Origin of the sequence: Klebsiella sp. KTE92 (assembly GCF_000398905.1) — a bacterium.
Classification (GTDB): domain Bacteria; phylum Pseudomonadota; class Gammaproteobacteria; order Enterobacterales; family Enterobacteriaceae; genus Klebsiella; species Klebsiella variicola.
Genome location: NZ_KB976100.1, coordinates 132,905 through 153,947, shown reverse-complemented (window position 1 = coordinate 153,947; position 21,043 = coordinate 132,905). Strand labels below are relative to the sequence as shown.

Here is a 21,043-nt window from a genome sequence, read left to right as displayed (position 1 = left end):
GATCCCTTTATCTAAAGAAATGGGAGTGAATAATGAATACCTGGTTAAATTTAAAAGATAACGTCATTATCGTGACCGGCGGCGCCTCGGGAATTGGGCTGGCCATTGTCGATGAATTATTATCACAAGGTGCTCATGTCCAGATGATTGATATTCATGGCGGCGATCGTCATCACAATGGCGATAATTATCACTTCTGGCCGACGGATATTTCCAGCGCGACAGAGGTGCAACAGACTATCGATGCCATTATTCAGCGCTGGTCGCGTATTGATGGTTTGGTCAATAACGCTGGCGTGAATTTCCCGCGTTTATTAGTCGACGAAAAAGCACCGGCCGGCCGCTATGAATTAAACGAAGCCGCTTTTGAAAAAATGGTCAATATCAACCAGAAAGGGGTGTTTTTCATGTCGCAGGCGGTGGCGCGTCAAATGGTCAAACAGCGCGCCGGTGTGATTGTCAATGTCTCTTCGGAGAGCGGCCTGGAAGGCTCTGAAGGTCAAAGCTGCTACGCCGCGACCAAGGCCGCGCTCAACAGCTTTACCCGCTCCTGGTCCAAAGAATTGGGTAAATATGGGATCCGCGTGGTCGGCGTTGCGCCGGGGATCCTCGAAAAAACCGGTCTGCGGACACCGGAATATGAAGAGGCGCTGGCCTGGACGCGCAATATCACCGTCGAGCAACTTCGCGAGGGATATACCAAAAACGCCATTCCCATCGGGCGGGCAGGAAAGCTCTCGGAAGTGGCTGATTTTGTTTGCTATCTCTTGTCAGCGCGCGCCAGCTACATCACCGGAGTCACCACTAACATTGCCGGCGGAAAAACGCGCGGTTAAGGAGGCAGTATGGTTCACGCTATCTTCTGCGCCCACGGCCAGCTGGCCGGGGCCATGCTTGATTCGGTATGCATGGTCTACGGCGAGGTTAACGTCAGCGCCGTCGCGTTTGTCCCCGGCGAAAACGCGGCGGATATCGCCATTAACCTGGAAAAGTTAGTAAGCGCCCACACCGATGAGGAGTGGGTAATCGCGGTAGATTTGCAGTGCGGAAGCCCATGGAATGCCGCAGCCGGGCTGGCAATGCGTCACCCGCAGATCCGGGTGATTAGCGGCCTGTCGCTGCCGCTGGCGCTCGAGCTGGTGGATAACCAGCATACCCTGAGCGCCGATGACTTATGCCAGCATCTGCAGGCCATCGCCAGTCAGTGCTGTGTGGTCTGGCAGCAGCCAGAAACCGTTGAGGAGGAGTTCTGATGCAAATTACCCTCGCCCGTATTGATGACCGACTGATTCATGGCCAGGTCACCACCGTGTGGTCAAAAGTCGCCAACGCCCAGCGGATAATTATCTGCAATGACGATGTATTTAACGATGAGGTTCGCCGGACCCTGTTGCGCCAGGCGGCTCCGCCAGGCATGAAGGTAAACGTTGTCAGTCTGGAAAAAGCGGTTGCGGTCTATCATAACCCGCAATATCAGGACGAGACCGTCTTTTATTTATTTACCAATCCACACGATGTTTTAACGATGGTGCGCCAGGGCGTGCAGATCGCCACGTTAAATATTGGTGGCATGGCCTGGCGACCCGGTAAAAAACAGCTAACCAAAGCCGTTTCTTTGGATCCGCAGGATATTCAGGCATTCCGTGAACTCGATAAACTGGGCGTAAAACTCGATTTACGCGTGGTCGCATCAGATCCGTCAGTCAATATTCTCGACAAAATTAACGAAACAGCTTTCTGCGAATAAAAAATAGCGCCTGTTGTGATATGCCGTAGCAGGCAGGATGACTCACACCTTAAAGGTCAAAAATTATGGAAATTAGTACCCTACAGATAATAGCCATATTTATTTTTTCCTGTATTGCCGGAATGGGCAGCGTGCTGGATGAATTTCAGACCCATCGGCCCCTTATCGCCTGTACCGTGATTGGCCTCATCCTGGGCGATTTAAAAACCGGGGTTATGCTCGGCGGTACGCTGGAGCTGATCGCCCTCGGCTGGATGAACGTGGGGGCAGCGCAGTCGCCAGATTCGGCGCTGGCCAGCATTATCTCCGCCATTCTGGTGATTGTGGGCCACCAGAGCATTGCCACCGGTATCGCCATTGCTCTGCCGGTGGCCGCCGCCGGGCAGGTGCTGACCGTTTTCGCCCGTACCATTACCGTGGTGTTCCAGCACGCCGCGGACAAAGCGGCCGAGGAGGCGCGCTTTCGCACCATCGACCTGCTGCATGTCTCCGCACTGGGGGTGCAGGCACTGCGCGTGGCAATCCCGGCGCTGGTGGTCTCGCTGTTCGTTAGCGCGGACATGGTCAGCAGTATGCTCAGCGCGATCCCGGAATTCGTCACCCGCGGCCTGCAGATTGCCGGTGGTTTCATTGTCGTCGTGGGCTACGCGATGGTGCTGCGAATGATGGGCGTGAAGTACCTGATGCCCTTCTTTTTCCTCGGTTTTCTCGCCGGGGGTTATCTCGACTTCAGCCTGCTGGCCTTCGGCGGCGTGGGCGTCATCATCGCGCTGATCTACATCCAGCTCAATCCACAGTGGCGTAAGGCTGAACCCGCCGCCTCCACTGCCCCCTCTGCCCCCGCCCTTGACCAGCTTGACGACTAATGGAGCCGAAAATGGAACAGAAAAAAATCACGCAAGGCGACCTGGTGAGCATGTTTCTCCGCTCCAACCTCCAGCAGGCCTCCTTTAACTTCGAACGTATTCATGGCCTGGGATTTTGCTACGACATGATCCCGGCGATCAAACGCCTGTATCCGCTCAAAGCCGATCAGGTCGCGGCGCTGAAGCGTCATCTGGTGTTCTTTAATACCACGCCGGCGGTGTGTGGCCCGGTGATCGGCGTCACCGCCGCCATGGAGGAGGCCCGGGCTAACGGCGCGGCCATTGACGATGGCGCTATCAACGGCATCAAAGTGGGTCTGATGGGCCCGCTGGCCGGCGTCGGCGACCCGCTGGTCTGGGGCACGCTGCGGCCGATTACCGCGGCCCTTGGCGCCTCGCTGGCCCTCTCCGGCAACATTCTGGGACCTTTGTTATTTTTCTTTATTTTCAATGCAGTGCGGCTGGCAATGAAGTGGTACGGCCTGCAACTGGGCTTCCGTAAAGGGGTCAATATCGTCAGCGATATGGGCGGTAACCTGCTGCAGAAGCTGACCGAAGGCGCCTCCATTCTCGGCCTGTTTGTCATGGGGGTGCTGGTGACCAAATGGACCACCATCAATGTGCCGCTGGTGGTTTCCCAAACGCCCGGTGCAGACGGCGCCACCGTCACGATGACCGTCCAGAACATCCTCGATCAGCTCTGCCCCGGCCTGCTGGCGCTGGGCCTGACGCTACTGATGGTGCGTCTGCTGAACAAGAAAGTGAATCCGGTCTGGCTGATTTTCGCCCTTTTCGGCTTAGGCATTATCGGCAACGCCCTTGGCTTTCTGTCCTGATTATTCCGCCCCGGCGATGCCGGGGTGACGTCAACAACATAGCCCCGAAAGATGAAGGGGATGAGGTGGTTTATGCAAACAACAACGGCCCTGCGCCTGTATGGCAAACGAGACCTGCGCCTGGAAACCTTTACCCTCCCGGCGATGCAGGACGATGAGATCCTCGCCCGGGTGGTCACGGACAGCCTGTGTCTTTCCTCATGGAAAGAGGCCAATCAGGGTGCCGATCATAAAAAAGTGCCAGATGATGTGGCCACCAGGCCCATTATTATCGGTCATGAATTCTGCGGCGAAATCCTTGCCGTCGGTAAAAAGTGGCAGCATAAGTTTCAGCCGGGGCAGCGCTACGTGATCCAGGCCAACCTGCAGTTGCCCGACCGACCCGACTGTCCCGGCTACTCATTCCCATGGATCGGTGGCGAAGCCACCCATGTGGTGATCCCCAATGAGGTGATGGCGCAGGATTGCCTGCTCACCTGGGAGGGGGATACCTGGTTTGAAGGATCGCTGGTAGAGCCGCTCTCCTGCGTCATTGGCGCCTTCAACGCCAACTATCATCTGCAGGAGGGGAGTTACAACCACGTGATGGGGATCCGTCCTCAGGGACGCACCCTGATCCTGGGCGGGACGGGGCCGATGGGGCTGCTGGCCATCGACTATGCGCTGCACGGCCCCATCAATCCTTCACTACTGGTAGTGACCGATACCAATAAGCCGAAGCTCAGCTACGCCCGCCGTCATTACCCCTCTGAGCCGCAGACGCTGATCCACTACCTCGACGGCCATGAGGCCAGTCGCGATACGCTGCTGGCGCTCAGCGGCGGCCATGGCTTCGACGATATCTTCGTGTTTGTGCCAAACGAACAGCTGATCACCCTGGCCTCCTCGTTGCTGGCCCCGGACGGCTGCCTGAATTTCTTTGCTGGCCCCCAGGATAAGCAATTCAGCGCCCCGATCAACTTCTACGACGTGCACTACGCCTTTACCCACTACGTCGGCACCTCCGGCGGTAATACTGACGATATGCGCGCCGCGGTGGCGCTGATGCAGGCGAAAAAGGTCCAGACGGCGAAAGTGGTCACCCATATTCTCGGCCTGAACGCCGCGGGCGAAACCACCCTCGATCTGCCTGCCGTCGGCGGGGGAAAAAAGCTGGTGTATACCGGAAAAGCCTTCCCGCTCACGCCGCTGGGCGAGATCGCCGATCCCGAACTGGCAGCGATTGTGGCGCGTCACCATGGGATCTGGTCCCAGGAGGCTGAAGCGTATCTGCTGGCCCACGCGGAGGATATTACGCATGATTAACCGCGATACGCTGCTGTGCATCTCCCTGGCCGGTCGCCCCGGCAACTTCGGCACCCGCTTTCATAACTATCTGTATGACAAGCTGGGATTGAACTACCTCTACAAAGCCTTTACGACTAAGGATATTGAGGCGGCGGTAAAAGGGGTTCGCGCATTGGGTATCCGCGGCTGTGCGGTCTCCATGCCGTTTAAAGAGAGCTGCATACCGTTTCTTGACGCGATCGATCCGTCAGCAAAAGTCATCGACTCCGTCAACACCATCGTCAATGACGACGGGAAGTTAACCGGGCTAAACACCGATTACATCGCGGTCAAAAGCCTGATCGCCAGCCATCGGCTCGATACCAACGCCAGAGTGATGATTCAGGGTAGCGGCGGCATGGGGAAAGCCGTCATTGCCGCCTTCCGTGATGCCGGTTTCCGCGACGTGATCATTGCGGCCCGCAATCGCCAGCGCGGCCTGGCGCTGGCAAAACAGTATGGCTTTCAGTGGCAGCCCCTGCCCGAAGGGATCGCAGCCGAGATTCTGGTCAATGTCACACCGCTGGGCATGGCAGGGGGAGCGGAAAGTAACACGCTGGCGTTCAGCAAGGCCATGGTGGCCCAGGCCAGCGTCGTGTTTGACGTGGTCGCGTTGCCGGCGGAAACTCCGCTGATCCGCCTGGCGCAACAACGGGGTAAGCAAACCATCAGCGGTGCGGAAGTCATTGCCCTGCAAGCTGTCGAGCAGTTCGCCCTTTATACCGGCGTACGACCGGATAACGCGCTGGTGGCAGAAGCCTCGGCGTTTGCCAGAAGCTAGGATGTCCCTCCCGGGAAGGCGTCAGCCACGTCCCGGGAGGGCTACCTCGCCAGAAAAGAAGCGACATAGACGGAAAAATAATCCGTCTCAGTAGTCATCCCGTTCGTCGTCTTCATCCGGCTGCTCCATCACGCTGTAGGCCACCGAGCAGAACAGGCTGTTCAGACGCTTCATATCCCCCAGCAGCGCCAGGTGCAACGTACTGGTTTCGATACTCTGCACGTTCTGCTGATGCAGACGGTCAACGTGCGCATGCGAGTAACGGCGGTTAAGAATGCGGAACCGGTGTTTGCTGCGCCGCAGACGGCGGGCGCTGGGTACATCGCTGGAGAAGAAGACCGACATCGCCAGCTGCAGATTGCTGAGCAGCAGATCGTACAGCGCATCCAGCTCCTTTAACCCTTCCACCGAGAAGGCGCGCCGCGCCGCCAGCGATTTATCGGCGATCTCGCTGCCCATCCGCTCGACGATATCGGACGCCTGCTCGAGGTTTAGCGACATCTCAATGATTTCCGCCCAGCGCCGGGACTCCTCCTCCGCCAGCTCATCCTTTGGCATTCGCGCCAGATAGAGCTTAATGGCGGTGTAGAGCACGTTGATATCGTCCGCCATACGACGTAGCTCTTTCTCCTGACGCGGTTCGCCATGCATCACTTTATGCAGGCTCCCCAGCATCTGCTCCATCGCATCTCCAATGCGCAGCGTCTCGCGCGCGGCATTGGCCAGCGCCAGCGCTGGCGTATCCAGCGCCGACGGGTCAAGATGCTTGGGTTTCAGCTGGTTATCCAGCTCGGGCTCATCGCGGATCATACGCTGGCACAGCTTCGCCATCGGTCCGGCAAAGGGCACCATCGCGATGCAGCGCAGCAGGTTATAAAAGACGTGGAAGTAGATAACCAGCTCAGACTCCGCCAACGGCAGCTTGTGCATCGCCGCGGCCAGCGGATGGACGAATGGCAGAATAATCAGGCTCCCCACCAGCTTAAACAGCAGGCTACCCAGCGCCACGCGGCGCGCCGCCGCGTTTGCCGCGCTGTTGTTGAGCATCGCCAACAGCCCGGAGCCCAGGTTGGCGCCAATTACCAGGCACAGCGCCACCGGGAAGGAGATTGCTCCCGCCGCGGTCAGCGTCGCCGTCAGCAGCACCGCCGCCAGGCTGGAGTAGCTGATGATCGCGAATACGGCGCCAATTAAGGCATCCAGCATGATATCGCCGGTCAGCGAGGCGAAAATCACCTGCACGCCGTTGGCCTGGGTGATGGGGTTCACGGCCTGCACAATCAGCTCCAGGGCCAGCAGGATCAGCCCCAGACCAATCCCCACTCGCCCCAGCTGCCCGGCGCGGGTTTGCTTGCGGCCAAGGAAGAAGATCACCCCGATAAAAATGAGTAGCGGCGATAGCCACGACAGGTCGAAGGTCAGCACCCTCGCCATCAGCGCCGTCCCGACGTCGGCCCCCAGCACCATTACCAGCGCTGGCGTCAGGCCCACCAGATCCTGGGCGACAAACGAGGTCACCAGCATGGTGGTGGCATTGCTGCTTTGCACCAGCGCAGTGACGCCAAGACCCGCGCAGAAGGCGAGCGGCTTTTTCTCTACGCTGCTACTGAGAACGGTACGCAGGCGAGCGCCATAGACGCGCATCACCCCGGTACGCACAATATGCGTGCCCCACACCAGCAGAGCAACCGCGGACAACAGGTGTAGCAGAGTTAACACGGAATCAGCTTCTCCTTATCGTTATAGGTTTTCCGAAGATCAGGAACCTCTCTCAGTATAAGGGGTTAACCTCAATAAAGAGACAAGGCGCTCACAGAGCGCCTTGTTTGTTGTAAGGAAAGGTGACGATTTAGTCGGCATCATAGCCCAGATTAGGCGCTAACCAGCGCTCGACTTCCGCCGGGGTCATCCCTTTACGCAGCGCGTAGTCTTCGACCTGGTCGCGCTGGATCTGCGCCACGGCGAAGTACTTGCTGTCCGGATGGCTGAAGTACCAGCCGGAAACCGATGCCCCCGGCCACATGGCGAACGATTCGGTCAGCTTCATGCCGGTATGGGCTTCGACGTCCAGCAGCTGCCAGATGGTGCCTTTTTCGGTGTGCTCCGGACAGGCCGGATACCCCGGCGCCGGACGGATCCCCTGGTAATTCTCGCGAATAAGTTCCTCATTGCTGAGGTTCTCATTGGCCGCATACCCCCAGTAGACCTTGCGCACTTTCTCGTGCAGATACTCGGCGAAGGCTTCCGCCAGACGATCGGCGATGGCCTTGATCATGATCTTGTTATAGTCATCATGCTGCGCTTCATAGGCGTCCGCCAGCGCGTCCTCTTCCAGGCCGCCGGTCACGGCAAAGGCGCCGATGTAGTCCGCCTTGCCGCTCAGCTTCGGCGCGACAAAATCGGCGAGGCAGTAGTTCGCGAAGCCGACCTTCTCCGTCTGCTGGCGCAGATGATGGCTCACCATCAGCACGTGGGTGCGGGTTTCATCGCGATAAATTTCAATATCGTCGCCCACGCGGTTGGCCGGGAACAACCCGACCACGCCGCGCGGGTTCAGGGTTTTCTCTGCGCTGAGTTTATCTAACAAATCGTTGGCGTCTTTGAACAGGCGCTGTGCCTCTTCGCCCACCACTTCATCTTCCAGAATCCGCGGGTATTTACCCGCCAGCGACCAGGTCATGAAGAACGGCGTCCAGTCGATGTAGTTGCGCAGCGTCTCGATGCTCGCTTCCACCTCCTGTACCCCCAGGCGATGGGCCACCGGCGGCGTGTAGCTCTCCCAGTCGAAGGCCAGATCGTTTTCCCGCGCGGCGGCCAGGGTCACCGGCGGCGTGCGCGGTTTTTTACGCCCATGCTGGATACGCACGGTCTCATACTCTTTACGCGTGCGGGCGACAAAATCATCGCGCTGCGTATCCGAGAGCAGCGCAGCCACCACCCCGACGGTGCGCGAGGCGTTCTGTACGTAAACGGTCGGGCCACTGTAGTTCTGCTCGATTTTCACCGCCGTATGCGCTTTCGAGGTAGTCGCGCCACCGATCAGCAGCGGGATGGTAAAGCCCTGGCGCTCCATCTCTTTCGCCACGTTAACCATCTCGTCCAGTGACGGAGTAATCAGCCCGGAAAGGCCGATCAGATCCGCATTGACCTCTTTGGCGGTTTTGAGAATTTTATCCGCCGGGACCATCACGCCAAGATCGATAATTTCGTAGTTATTGCACTGCAGCACCACGCCGACGATGTTTTTACCGATGTCGTGAACGTCGCCTTTTACGGTGGCAATCACCATTTTGCCGTTACTGGAGCCCTGTTCTTTGCTGGCTTCGATATAAGGTTCGAGGTAGGCCACCGCCTGTTTCATCACGCGAGCGGATTTCACCACCTGCGGCAGGAACATTTTACCTTCGCCGAACAGGTCGCCGACCACGTTCATGCCGTCCATCAGCGGCCCTTCAATCACCTCAATCGGGCGGGCAGCCTGCTGACGCGCCTCTTCGGTGTCCTGTTCGATAAATTCGGTAATGCCCTTCACCAGCGAATATTCGAGACGCTTTTTCACGTCCCAACTGCGCCATTCCGCCTGCTGAGCATTCGCGCCGTCGTCCGCTTTGCTGCCGCGATATTTTTCCGCCAGCTCAAGTAACCGTTCGGTACTGTCATCGCGGCGGTTAAGGATCACATCTTCGACCGCGTCGCGCAGCTCGCCCGGCAGATCGTCGTAAATCGCCAGCTGGCCGGCGTTGACGATCCCCATATCCATGCCGTTACGGATCGCGTAGTAGAGGAACACGGCGTGGATCGCCTCACGTACCGGGTCATTACCGCGGAACGAGAACGACACGTTGGAGACGCCGCCGGAGATCAGCGCATGCGGCAGCTCGCGTTTGATGTCTTCGCAGGCGCCGATAAAGTCCTGCGCATAGTTATTGTGCTCTTCGATACCGGTCGCTACCGCAAAGATATTGGGATCAAAGATGATATCTTCTGGCGGGAAGCCGACCTCTTCAGTGAGAATTTTGTAAGCGCGACGGCAAATCTCAATTTTGCGTTCGCGGGTGTCGGCCTGGCCCACTTCGTCAAAGGCCATCACCACTACCGCGGCGCCATAACGGCGAACCAGCTTCGCATGGTGGATAAAAGGTTCAACGCCCTCTTTCATCGAAATCGAGTTAACAATGCCTTTGCCCTGAATGCATTTCAAACCCTTTTCAATGACTTCCCACTTGGAGGAGTCGATCATGATCGGCACGCGGGCAATGTCCGGCTCGCCGGCAATCAGGTTGAGGAAGCGCACCATCGCCGCTTCCGCGTCGAGCATCCCCTCATCCATGTTGATATCGATAATCTGCGCGCCGCTTTCGACCTGCTGACGGGCAACGTCCAGCGCTTCGCTGTACTTCTCTTCTTTGATCAAGCGCTTAAATTTCGCCGAGCCGGTGACGTTGGTACGTTCGCCGACGTTAACGAACAGGCTGTCGTCGCCGATGTTCAGCGGCTCCAGGCCGGCGAGGCGGCAGGCCACCGGCAGTTCCGGCAACTGGCGCGGCGGTAAACCGGCCACCGCCCGGCTCATAGCGGCAATATGCTCCGGGGTCGTACCGCAGCAGCCGCCGACGATATTGAGGAAACCGGCTTCCGCCCATTCGCGAATTTGCGTCGCCATGGTGTCGGCATCCAGATCGTATTCACCGAAGGCGTTGGGCAGACCGGCGTTCGGGTGCGCGGTAACGTAGCATTCGGCGATGCGCGACAGCTCCTGGACATACTGCCGCAGTTCGTCCGGCCCGAGGGCGCAGTTCAGACCAAACGATAAGGCTTCGGCGTGACGCAGCGAGTTATAAAAGGCTTCGGTGGTCTGTCCGGAAAGCGTGCGGCCGGACGCATCGGTGATGGTGCCGGAGATCATCAGCGGCAGGTCAACGCCCAGCGCCTCCAGCTCCTCTTTCACCGCATAGATGGCCGCTTTGGCGTTCAGAGTATCAAATACCGTTTCAATCAGGATCAGATCCACGCCACCTTCCACCAGCGCCCGGGTGGATTCGCGATAGGCGGCCACCAGCTGGTCAAAGGTAATATTACGGAACGCCGGATCGTTCACATCAGGCGAGATAGAGGCGGTACGGTTGGTCGGGCCAAGCACGCCCGCGACGTAGCGCGGTTTTTCCGGCGTGCGGGCCGTCCAGGCGTCGGCGCTGGCGCGGGCCAGCTTCGCCGCGGTAAAGTTGATCTCGGCCGACAGGGATTCCATCTGGTAATCCGCCATCGCGATGGTCGTCGAGTTAAAGGTGTTGGTCTCAATGATATCCGCACCGGCCTCGAAGTAGGCGTCGTGGATCTCGCGGATCACCTCGGGCTTGCTGAGCACCAGCAGGTCGTTGTTGCCTTTCAGGTCGCACGGCCAGTCAGCAAAGCGCTCACCGCGAAAGTCCTGCTCACTCAGACGATAGCCCTGGATCATGGTGCCCATGCCCCCATCCAGAACCAGAATACGTTCTTTTAACTGCTGATGCAGTTGCTCAACTTTGCTGCTCACACTTGCTCCCGACAACGCTCAACTCAGGCCAAATAGCCAACAAACCATACTGGCATAAACCACCGGAGCGGAAAAGACAACAACAGGCAATATGAGACATGTTCAGCTTCACTCCTCCGATGAGTCCGGTTGTGATTGCATTATCGCCAAATAAAACGAAAATCATTTCCACGATACAGAAAAAGGAGTCCGCGATGGCCACTACCCCCGTTCCCGCGAAACGCGGCAGAAAACCCGCGGCTGCCACCGCCCAGCAGGCTGGCGGTCAGGTTCAGTCGCTGACCCGCGGCCTGAAATTGCTCGAATGGATTGCCGAGTCTCACAGCAGCGTCGCGCTGACCGAGCTGGCGCAGCAGGCGGGTCTGCCCAACTCCACCACTCACCGCCTGCTGACCACCATGCAGCAGCTGGGTTTCGTCCGCCAGGTCGGCGAGCTGGGCCACTGGGCCGTCGGGGCGCATGCCTTCGTGGTGGGTAGCAGCTTTCTGCAAAGCCGCAATCTGCTGGCGATTGTCCACCCGATCCTGCGCCAGCTGATGGAAGATTCCGGTGAAACGGTGAATCTGGCGGTGCTTGACCAGAGCGACCACCAGGCGATCATTATCGACCAGGTGCAGTGCACCCAGCTGATGCGTATGTCGGCGCCGATCGGCGGTAAACTGCCGATGCACGCCTCCGGCGCCGGGAAGGCGTTTCTCTCGCAATTAAGCGAAGAGCAGGTCACCAGCCTGCTGCACCGTAAAGGGCTGCATGCCTATACGCATGCCACGCTGGTCTCGCCGCTGCATCTGAAGGAAGATTTAGCGCAGACCCGCAAACGGGGCTACTCTTTCGATGACGAGGAGCACGCGCTCGGCCTGCGCTGCGTCGCCGCCTGCATTTATGATGAACATCGCGAACCGTTCGCGGCAATCTCCATCTCCGGACCGATTTCACGCATGACCGATGACCGGGTGACCGAGCTGGGCGCGCTGGTGATCAAAGCGGCGAAGGAAGTGACGCTGGCGTATGGCGGGGTTAAATAAAAAAATGCCCCACTGGGGCATTTTAAGTAGGCCTGATAAGCGTAGCGCCATCAGGCAGATCGGCGCACCCTGCCGGATGGCGGCGTAAACACCTTATCCGGCCTACTGTCAGCGCCATAGCGCACGCTAAAACGCTGCTTGCGCCGGTAGGCGTAAACATCTTCCACATGGCCGTTTTTAATCCGCGTCTGCAGCTCGCGCCAGTAGTCCGCGCGCAGCAGGTCGGCATGCATCTCCTCAAACAGCGGCCCAACGCGCGGGTCGGCACACAGCCAGTGGCGGAACTCCTCCGGAAACACATCCCCCGGCGAAACGCTGTACCACGGCTCGCTGGCCAGCTCATCTTCCGGATAGCGCGGCGGCGGGATCTGGCGGAAATTCACCTCTGTCATATAGCAAATTTCGTCATAGTCGTAGAACACCACCCGGCCGTGGCGGGTGACGCCGAAGTTTTTAAACAGCATATCGCCGGGAAAGATGTTGGCGGCGGCCAGCTGGCGGATAGCATTGCCATACTCTTCTACCGCATCACGCAATGCCTGGCCGTTAACCTGCTCCAGCCACAGGTTGAGCGGCACCATTCGCCGTTCAATATAGAGATGACTGATGACGATGCGGTCGCCGAGATCGGTGAGTTTGTTCCCCGCTTCCGCCTGCAACAGCGCCAGCAGCGCCGGCGCGATTTGCCGTTTATCCAGCACGAAATTTTCAAATTCCTGGGTATCCGCCATCCGCCCGACGCGGTCGTGTTCCTTTACCAGCTGGTAGCAGGCGCGCACGTGGGCGGCGGTCACCTCTTTCTGCGGCGCGAAGCGGTCTTTGATCACCTTAAACACCCGGTCAAACCCCGGCAGGGTAAACACCAGCATCACCATCCCGCGAATGCCCGGCGCTTCAATAAACTGCTCATCGCAGCGAGTAATGTAGTGTAAATATTCGCGATAGCTTTCGGTTTTGGCGTGCTTCTGACAGCCAATCGCCATGTACAGCTCGGCCGTCGTTTTGCCCGGCAGGATCTCACGCAGCCATTCCACCAGAGCGCCGGGCAACGGCGCATAAACCATAAAATAGGAACGCGCGAAGCCAAAAACGATGCTCGCTTCGGCATGGGTGGTCAGGCAGGTGTCAACAAACAGCTCACCCTCATCGCTGCGGTGGATCGGCAGCAAAAAAGGCAGCGTCGCCATCGGCATGACCAGTTTGCCCACCAGCCAGGCAGCTTTATTCCGGTAGAACAGCTCATTGGCGACCTGCAGATGACAGGTGGCGAGCAGTTCCTCCCCCAGCGCCTCCTGCAGACTGGCAATGATATAGCCGATATCCCGCGCTTTGTTCTGCCACGGCAGCCGCAGCGGCAAATCGGACAGTACTTTGCCCAGCAGGTGGGACCAGCCGCGTTCCGGAAAGAAATCTTTCGCCAGCGGTCGCGGTAGGGTGCGAAAGGGGCGCTCGGGCTGCGAACTGAAAATAAAGAGCCGCTCGGGGGTCAGCGAGCGGTGGTCAAACAGTCGGCAGTAGACCGAATTGAAAAAGCTCTCGGCAATTTCAAAGCGAGGGTAATCCGGCAACAGTTGGGTGTACTGCTGTTTCACCCGCAAAAGAAAATCGACGTCGGTACTTTTCCCTTCGGTAATGCAGCGCAGCTGCTCTACCACCAGGCCAACGTGGTGATCGTAGAGATGGATACGCTGCTTCATCGCCTGCTGTACGGCGTGCCAGTCAGCCTGTTCAAAGCGCTGCTGCGCGCCGGAGGTCACCTCCAGGAAACGCCCGTACTGGGCGTCGAATCCCTGTAAAATGGTTTGGGCAATCAGTAGTTCCAGGCCACGCGTCATCGCTTTCCCCCATCCGGCACCACGTCATGCCGGATGGCGCGCTCGCTTATCCGGCCTGCATCCCTTCCCAGGCCCGGTCAGCGTCGCGCCGCCGGGCATGGCTCAAAACTGATCTTCTTCGGTCGAGCCGGTCAGCGCCGTCACCGATGAGGCGCCGCCCTGGATAATGGTAGTGACTTTGTCGAAGTAGCCAGTGCCCACCTCCTGCTGGTGCGAGACGAAGCTATAGCCTTCCGGCGCGGCAGCGAATTCCGGCTGCTGCACTTTCTCAACATAGTGGCGCATCCCCTCACCCTGAGCGTAGGCATGGGCGAGGTCGAACATGTTGAACCACATGCTGTGGATCCCGGCGAGGGTAATAAACTGGTATTTGTATCCCATGTCCGACAGCTGCTGCTGGAAGCTGGCGATGGTTTTATCGTCGAGATTTTTCTTCCAGTTAAACGACGGCGAGCAGTTATAGGCCAGCAATTTGCCCGGGAAACGCGCATGGATAGCCTCAGCAAAGCGGCGCGCCTGCTCAAGATCCGGTTTCGACGTTTCGCACCACACCAGATCCGCATACGGCGCATAAGCCAGCCCGCGACTGATCGCCTGCTCGATCCCGGCGTGGGTGCGGAAGAACCCTTCGCTGGTGCGATCCCCGGTAATAAACTCACGATCGTACGGATCGCAGTCAGAGGTAATTAAATCGGCCGCATCGGCATCGGTACGGGCGATCACCAGCGTCGGGACCCCCATCACGTCGGCTGCCAGACGCGCCGCCACCAGCTTCTGAATCGCCTCCTGGGTCGGGACCAACACTTTACCGCCCATATGACCGCACTTCTTCACTGACGCCAGCTGATCTTCGAAGTGAACCGCCGCTGCACCGGCTTCAATCATCGATTTCATCAGCTCAAAGGCGTTAAGGACGCCGCCAAAACCGGCCTCCGCATCCGCCACGATCGGCAGGAAGTAGTCGATATAACGCGGATCGTTCGGTTCAATCCCGACCGACCACTGGATCTGATCGGCACGACGGAAAGTGTTGTTGATCCGATCCACCACCGCCGGTACCGAGTTGGCCGGATACAGCGATTGATCCGGATACATGCTGGACGCCAGGTTAGCATCCGCCGCCACCTGCCAGCCGGAGAGATAAATGGCTTCGATACCCGCCTTCGCCTGCTGCAAGGCCTGGCCGCCGGTCAGCGCGCCGAGACTGTTGATGTACCCTTTTTTCGCCTCACCGTGCAGCAGACGCCACATTTTCGCCGCGCCAAGCTGCGCCAGCGTGCATTCCGGATTCACCGAGCCGCGTAACTTCACCACCTCTTCCGCGCTGTACGGGCGGGTAATGCCTTCCCAGCGCGGGTTCGTCCACTCTTTATTTAATTCTTCGATTTGTTGGGTACGGGTTTTCATGTGCAGATGCTCCATATAATTTCCTGGCTCCCCAGGCGCATTGGTGAAGGACTAAATGGCGAACCACACCATCTGGCGATCAGGCCAGCAGGCGGTAGCCCGGTAATGTCAGAAAATCAATTAGCTCGTCGGAGGTGGTGATCTGCTCCATCAGTCGCGCCGCATCGTCAAAGCGGCCATGGCTGAAACGGTGCTCTCCCAGCTCCTCCTGAATCACCATCAGCTCTTCCGCCAGCCACTGGCGGAACAGCGCCTTCGTGACCGGGGTGCCGTCGTTCAGGGTTTTCTGATGATGGATCCACTGCCAGATAGAGGTGCGCGAGATCTCGGCCGTCGCGGCGTCTTCCATCAGGCCATAAATCGGGACGCAACCGTTGCCGGAGATCCAGGCTTCGATGTACTGCACCGCCACGCGAATGTTGGCGCGCATCCCGGCTTCCGTGCGCTCGCCCTCGCAGGGGGCCAGCAGCTGTTCGGCGGTAATTGGCGCATCCGCGCTCCGGGTGACCGAGAGCTGATTCGGCTTATCGCCCAGTACGCGGTTAAACACCGCCATAGCGGTATCCGCCAGCCCCGGGTGGGCGATCCAGGTGCCATCGTGACCGTTGTTCGCCTCCAGCTCTTTATCGGCGGTGACTTTGCTCAGCACCTGACGGTTGCGTTCGGCATCTTTGCTCGGGATAAACGCCGCCATGCCGCCCATCGCAAACGCACCGCGTTTGTGGCAGGTCTTAATCAACAACCGTGAGTAGGCGCTGAGGAACGGTTTATCCATCGTCACCACCTGACGGTCAGGCAACACGCGGTCCGGATGGTTTTTCAGCGTTTTGATATAGCTGAAGATGTAGTCCCAACGGCCGCAGTTCAGGCCAACAATATGGTCGCGCAGCGCATGCAGGATCTCATCCATCTGGAACACCGCTGGCAGCGTCTCAATCAGCAGCGTGGCCTTGATGGTGCCGCGCGGCAGGTCAAAGCGATCTTCCGTAAAGCTAAAGACATCGTTCCACCATGCCGCCTCCTGCCAGGCCTGGGTTTTTGGCAGATAGAAGTAGGGACCGCTCCCCTTCGCCAGCAGCGCCTGGTAGTTATGAAAAAAATAGAGCGCAAAATCGAACAGACTGCCGGGGATGGCCTCATTACGCCAGGTGACGTGCTTTTCCGGCAGGTGCAGGCCGCGCACACGGCATACCAGCACAGCGGGATTGGGCTGCAGCTGGTAGATTTTGCCGGCCTCGTTGGTGTAGCTAATAGTCCCGTTCACGGCATCACGCAGGTTAATTTGGCCATCAATGACTTTACGCCAGTCAGGCGCCAGCGAATCCTCAAAGTCCGCCATAAAGACTTTGACGTTGGCATTCATCGCGTTAATGACCATTTTGCGTTCAACGGGACCGGTGATTTCAACACGGCGATCCTGCAAATCCGCCGGGATACCGCGGATGGTCCAGTTTTCATTTCTAATGGAAGCGGTTTCCGAAATAAAGTCAGGAAGTACACCTTGATCAATGGCCTGCTGCTGCTGCTGACGCGCGGCCAGTAGCTTATTACGCGCCGGCGCAAAGCGGCTCACCAGTTCCGTCAGAAATTCTACCGCCTCAGGCGTTAAGATCTGCTTCTCCTGCTCGCCATAGGGCTGACTAAAGGCCAGTTCATCGGTGATTGTCGCCTGCTGCGTCATTGTGCTGTTCCTCTTGGTTGATCCGCTGGAAGCGAGCGAGAGATCGTTGTGTAGTTTTCGCTCAGCACAATTAAGACTACTCAATTAATTTTCAAAATCAAAAACAATTTCCATTTTAATTTTAAAATAGAGTTAACATATTGATAACAATGGAATTAAAGTTATCATTGAGCATGAAGTGAATTTCGGAAATAAAAAAGGCACCCGAAGGTGCCAGAGGCAAAGTGCTGAAACGCTTTAGGATCGTTTCGTGTAGAGTATTACTCCAGTGTAGGATTCATATGGCGCAGATCGTATGGTGTAATCTGGTAGACATAATAGTTAAGCCAGTTAGCAAACAGCAGATTGCCGTGGCTCCGCCAGGTGGCGCGCGGTTTGTTCTGCGGGTCGTTTTGCGGAAAATAGTTGTAAGGAACCTCTGGATTCAAACCGGCTTCCACATCGCGGAAATATTCGCTTGCCAGGGTATTGGCATCGTACTCCGGGTGGCCGGTAACAAAGGCGATGCGCTTATCTTTGCTGGCAAACAAATACGCATCGCCCTCTTCCGTCTCCGCGAGGATCTCGAGATCGGTGTAGTCGCGGATAAGCCCCGCCGGAAAATCAGCATAGCGTGAGTGCGGGGCCAGGAAAGAGTCGTCGAAACCGCGGGTCAGTAAGGCGTGTGGATGCAGAATATGGTGTTCATAAACGCCAGAAATCTTTTCGGCGCGGGTCTGCTTCGGAATGCCGTACAGAATATTCAGCGCGGCCTGAACCGCCCAACAGACGAACAACGTGGAGGTGACGTGATCCTTCGCCCACTCCAGCACCTGTTTGATCTGTGGCCAGTAAGCAACATCGTTAAACTCAACCAGGCCTAAGGGGGCACCGGTGACAATCAGGCCATCAAAGTTCTGATCGCAGATCTCATCGAAATTGCAGTAAAAGTTATTCAGATGCTCCGCCGGCGTATTACGCGACTCACGCGCATCAATACGCAACAACTGGATGTCCACCTGCAGCGGAGAGTTCGACAGCAGACGCAGGAACTGATTTTCCGTCTCGATTTTCTTCGGCATCAGGTTGAGGATTAACACCTTCAGGGGGCGAATTTCCTGAGTCGTTGCACGTGTTGTCGTCATCACAAAGACGTTTTCATTGCGCAAGAAACTGACGGCTGGTAGCTCGTCCTGCACCCGAATTGGCATAACTGTATTACCTCATAGCATACGTATAAACGTTTAGACATCCAGATAGCTGAAGATAACCAGGAATCGGGTGAATGTCGAGTCTGCATGTTCACGGTGAGAAAATTTCACGGCGCGCATTGAGTTAGAATATAAGAATGAAGAAAAGGAGAAAATATGGTTATTAGCATCCGCCGTTCCCGGCCAGATGAAGGGGATAAACTGATTGCGATATGGTGTCGGTCGGTCGACGCCACGCACGATTTTCTGTCAAAAGCGTATCGAAAGGAGCTGGAGGAGATGGTACGCGCATTTTTACCGGAGGCTCCGCTGTGGGTGGCGGCTAACACCCAGGACCAGCCGATCGCCTTTATGCTGCTTACCGGAGAGCATATGGATGCGCTGTTCGTCGATCCGGATGTCCGCGGCTGTGGCGTGGGGAAATTGCTGATTGAGCATGCGCTGTCGTTAACGCCAAAGCTGACGACGAATGTGAATGAGCAGAATGAACAAGCGGTCGGGTTTTATCAGAGGATGGGTTTTAACGTGACAGGGCGTTCTGAGACGGACGATCTGGGGCAACCGTATCCGTTATTGAATTTGATACATGAGCAGCAGGCTGAAGCAGACTAAGATTGACGTCGCAACTGCTGACTCTTAGACAGGGGCCTCCCCGGAGGCGGTGCTGCGCACCTTGTCCGGGCTACGGATCGTGTAGCCCCGGTAAGCGCAGCGCCACCGGGGAGACATACCCCACACAGCAAAAAACCCCGCACCTTTCGGGACGGGGTTCTTGTTAAAACGCAAAAACAAAAAGCTCAGTCTTTCGACTGAGCTTTCTGCTTTGTTTGATGCCTGGCAGTTCCCTACTCTCACATGGGGAGACCCCACACTACCATCGGCGCTACGGCGTTTCACTTCTGAGTTCGGCATGGGGTCAGGTGGGACCACCGCGCTAGTGCCGCCAGGCAAATTCTTTGTGCTCGTCCTGTGTCTTTTGCGCTCATACTGCGTTGGCTGCTCTCGCGAGTGTCAGTCACATACTTATGTATGCTCCTTCCATCGCCTCGTTTGCCGCCTTGTCTCAGCGCAAAATCCTTCGGACTCTGAATCAGAGCTGAAAATCTTCTCTCAAATCGCCAAAACAGCTTCGGCGTTGTAAGGTTAAGCCTCACGGTTCATTAGTACCGGTTAGCTCAACGCATCGCTGCGCTTACACACCCGGCCTATCAACGTCGTCGTCTTCAACGTTCCTTCAGGAGACTTAAAGTCTCAGGGAGAACTCATCTCGGGGCAAGTTTCGTGCTTAGATGCTTTCAGCACTTATCTCTTCCGCATTTAGCTACCGGGCAGTGCCATTGGCATGACAACCCGAACACCAGTGATGCGTCCACTCCGGTCCTCTCGTACTAGGAGCAGCCCCCCTCAATTCTCCAGCGCCCACGGCAGATAGGGACCGAACTGTCTCACGACGTTCTAAACCCAGCTCGCGTACCACTTTAAATGGCGAACAGCCATACCCTTGGGACCTACTTCAGCCCCAGGATGTGATGAGCCGACATCGAGGTGCCAAACACCGCCGTCGATATGAACTCTTGGGCGGTATCAGCCTGTTATCCCCGGAGTACCTTTTATCCGTTGAGCGATGGCCCTTCCATTCAGAACCACCGGATCACTATGACCTGCTTTCGCACCTGCTCGCGCCGTCACGCTCGCAGTCAAGCTAGCTTATGCCATTGCACTAACCTCCTGATGTCCGACCAGGATTAGCTAACCTTCGTGCTCCTCCGTTACTCTTTGGGAGGAGACCGCCCCAGTCAAACTACCCACCAGACACTGTCCGCAACCCCGATAAGGGGCCAACGTTAGAACATCAAACATTAAAGGGTGGTATTTCAAGGTTGGCTCCACGCAGACTGGCGTCCACGCTTCAAAGCCTCCCACCTATCCTACACATCAAGGCTCAATGTTCAGTGTCAAGCTATAGTAAAGGTTCACGGGGTCTTTCCGTCTTGCCGCGGGTACACTGCATCTTCACAGCGAGTTCAATTTCACTGAGTCTCGGGTGGAGACAGCCTGGCCATCATTACGCCATTCGTGCAGGTCGGAACTTACCCGACAAGGAATTTCGCTACCTTAGGACCGTTATAGTTACGGCCGCCGTTTACCGGGGCTTCGATCAAGAGCTTCTCCTTACGGATAACCCCATCAATTAACCTTCCGGCACCGGGCAGGCGTCACACCGTATACGTCCACTTTCGTGTTTGCACAGTGCTGTGTTTTTAATAAACAGTTGCAGCCAGCTGGTATCTTCGACTGGTCTCAGCTCCATCCGCAGGGACTTCACCTACACACCAGCGTGCCTTCTCCCGAAGTTACGGCACCATTTTGCCTAGTTCCTTCACCCGAGTTCTCTCAAGCGCCTTGGTATTCTCTACCTGACCACCTGTGTCGGTTTGGGGTACGATTTGATGTTACCTGATGCTTAGAGGCTTTTCCTGGAAGCAGGGCATTTGTTACTTCAGCACCGTAGTGCCTCGTCATCACACCTCAGCGTTAAAAGGTACCGGATTTACCTGGAACCTCCGCCTACATGCTTAAACCGGGACAACCGTCGCCCGGCTAACATAGCCTTCTCCGTCCCCCCTTCGCAGTAACACCAAGTACAGGAATATTAACCTGTTTCCCATCGACTACGCCTTTCGGCCTCGCCTTAGGGGTCGACTCACCCTGCCCCGATTAACGTTGGACAGGAACCCTTGGTCTTCCGGCGAGCGGGCTTTTCACCCGCTTTATCGTTACTTATGTCAGCATTCGCACTTCTGATACCTCCAGCA

At 57.2% G+C, this 21,043-nt stretch carries 15 protein-coding genes, 1 rRNA gene and 1 other annotated feature (1 of these 17 only partly in view); of the genes, 9 read left to right on the top strand and 7 right to left on the bottom strand.

The features are described 5' to 3' along the window. Positions 1 to 32 precede the first annotated feature (32 nt). The 7 genes from A1WC_RS24130 (at position 33) to A1WC_RS24160 (ending at position 5,556) form a co-directional block, all read left to right on the top strand. On the top strand, positions 33 to 836 hold the full coding sequence (locus A1WC_RS24130; RefSeq protein WP_002884614.1) for an SDR family oxidoreductase: 804 nt from the start codon (positions 33 to 35) through the stop codon (positions 834 to 836). A 9-nt stretch (positions 837 to 845) separates the two neighbouring features. Beyond that, positions 846 to 1,253 (top strand): PTS sugar transporter subunit IIA, encoded by a 408-nt coding sequence (locus A1WC_RS24135; protein WP_002884611.1) that lies wholly within the window; start codon positions 846 to 848, stop codon positions 1,251 to 1,253. Continuing rightward, positions 1,253 to 1,747, top strand: coding sequence for a mannose/fructose/sorbose PTS transporter subunit IIB (locus A1WC_RS24140; RefSeq protein WP_004151751.1), 495 nt, complete (start codon positions 1,253 to 1,255; stop codon positions 1,745 to 1,747). The genes A1WC_RS24135 and A1WC_RS24140 overlap by 1 nt, the downstream gene beginning before the upstream one ends. A gap of 65 nt (positions 1,748 to 1,812) precedes the next feature. Continuing rightward, positions 1,813 to 2,613, top strand: a complete 801-nt coding sequence (locus tag A1WC_RS24145) for a PTS mannose/fructose/sorbose transporter subunit IIC (RefSeq protein WP_002884608.1) — start codon at positions 1,813 to 1,815, stop codon at positions 2,611 to 2,613. An 11-nt stretch (positions 2,614 to 2,624) separates the two neighbouring features. Continuing rightward, complete coding sequence (locus tag A1WC_RS24150; protein WP_002884590.1) at positions 2,625 to 3,449, top strand: PTS system mannose/fructose/sorbose family transporter subunit IID; 825 nt, start codon at positions 2,625 to 2,627, stop codon at positions 3,447 to 3,449. 72 nt (positions 3,450 to 3,521) lie between these two features. Further along, on the top strand, positions 3,522 to 4,754 hold the full coding sequence (sorE, locus tag A1WC_RS24155; protein WP_008807323.1) for an L-sorbose 1-phosphate reductase: 1,233 nt from the start codon (positions 3,522 to 3,524) through the stop codon (positions 4,752 to 4,754). Further along, positions 4,747 to 5,556 carry a shikimate 5-dehydrogenase gene (locus A1WC_RS24160; protein ID WP_008807324.1) on the top strand — a complete coding sequence of 270 codons (810 nt, stop codon included), beginning with the start codon at positions 4,747 to 4,749 and terminating at the stop codon, positions 5,554 to 5,556. The genes sorE and A1WC_RS24160 overlap by 8 nt, the downstream gene beginning before the upstream one ends. An 87-nt stretch (positions 5,557 to 5,643) precedes the next feature. On the opposite strand, the gene A1WC_RS24165 is transcribed toward A1WC_RS24160, so the two are convergent. After that, positions 5,644 to 7,275, bottom strand: a complete 1,632-nt coding sequence (locus tag A1WC_RS24165) for a Na/Pi cotransporter family protein (protein ID WP_008807325.1) — start codon at positions 7,273 to 7,275, stop codon at positions 5,644 to 5,646. A 130-nt stretch (positions 7,276 to 7,405) separates the two neighbouring features. Beyond that, positions 7,406 to 11,089: a methionine synthase gene (metH, locus tag A1WC_RS24170; protein WP_016160098.1), complete on the bottom strand. Its 3,684-nt coding sequence runs from the start codon at positions 11,087 to 11,089 to the stop codon at positions 7,406 to 7,408. Between the two features lie 194 nt (positions 11,090 to 11,283). On the opposite strand from metH, the gene iclR reads away from it, so the two are divergent. Beyond that, positions 11,284 to 12,114 carry a glyoxylate bypass operon transcriptional repressor IclR gene (gene iclR, locus A1WC_RS24175; RefSeq protein ID WP_004206826.1) on the top strand — a complete coding sequence of 277 codons (831 nt, stop codon included), beginning with the start codon at positions 11,284 to 11,286 and terminating at the stop codon, positions 12,112 to 12,114. Between the two features lie 50 nt (positions 12,115 to 12,164). Here iclR and aceK read toward each other — a convergent pair whose 3' ends face one another. From aceK to metA, 4 genes are all read right to left on the bottom strand, one after another. Continuing rightward, on the bottom strand, positions 12,165 to 13,949 hold the full coding sequence (gene aceK / locus A1WC_RS24180) for a bifunctional isocitrate dehydrogenase kinase/phosphatase (RefSeq protein ID WP_012969170.1): 1,785 nt from the start codon (positions 13,947 to 13,949) through the stop codon (positions 12,165 to 12,167). 102 nt (positions 13,950 to 14,051) lie between these two features. After that, positions 14,052 to 15,356 carry an isocitrate lyase gene (aceA, locus tag A1WC_RS24185; protein ID WP_012543201.1) on the bottom strand — a complete coding sequence of 435 codons (1,305 nt, stop codon included), beginning with the start codon at positions 15,354 to 15,356 and terminating at the stop codon, positions 14,052 to 14,054. A gap of 79 nt (positions 15,357 to 15,435) precedes the next feature. After that, positions 15,436 to 17,037, bottom strand: a complete 1,602-nt coding sequence (gene aceB / locus A1WC_RS24190; protein ID WP_016160096.1) for a malate synthase A — start codon at positions 17,035 to 17,037, stop codon at positions 15,436 to 15,438. Positions 17,038 to 17,297: 260 nt separating this feature from the next. Next, entirely contained in the window at positions 17,298 to 18,227 is a 930-nt protein-coding gene (gene metA, locus A1WC_RS24195) for a homoserine O-acetyltransferase MetA (protein WP_008807331.1), read from the bottom strand. 156 nt (positions 18,228 to 18,383) lie between these two features. On the opposite strand from metA, the gene A1WC_RS24200 reads away from it, so the two are divergent. After that, on the top strand, positions 18,384 to 18,839 hold the full coding sequence (locus A1WC_RS24200) for an acetyltransferase (RefSeq protein WP_008807332.1): 456 nt from the start codon (positions 18,384 to 18,386) through the stop codon (positions 18,837 to 18,839). 220 nt (positions 18,840 to 19,059) lie between these two features. Here the strand turns inward: A1WC_RS24200 and rrf are convergent. Further along, positions 19,060 to 19,175: ribosomal RNA gene (gene rrf / locus A1WC_RS24205) — 5S ribosomal RNA — on the bottom strand. 191 nt (positions 19,176 to 19,366) lie between these two features. Then, positions 19,367 to 21,043: a sequence feature (mutual gap in cmsearch alignment for this rRNA model is longer than 100), on the bottom strand (it continues 1,473 nt past the right edge of the window).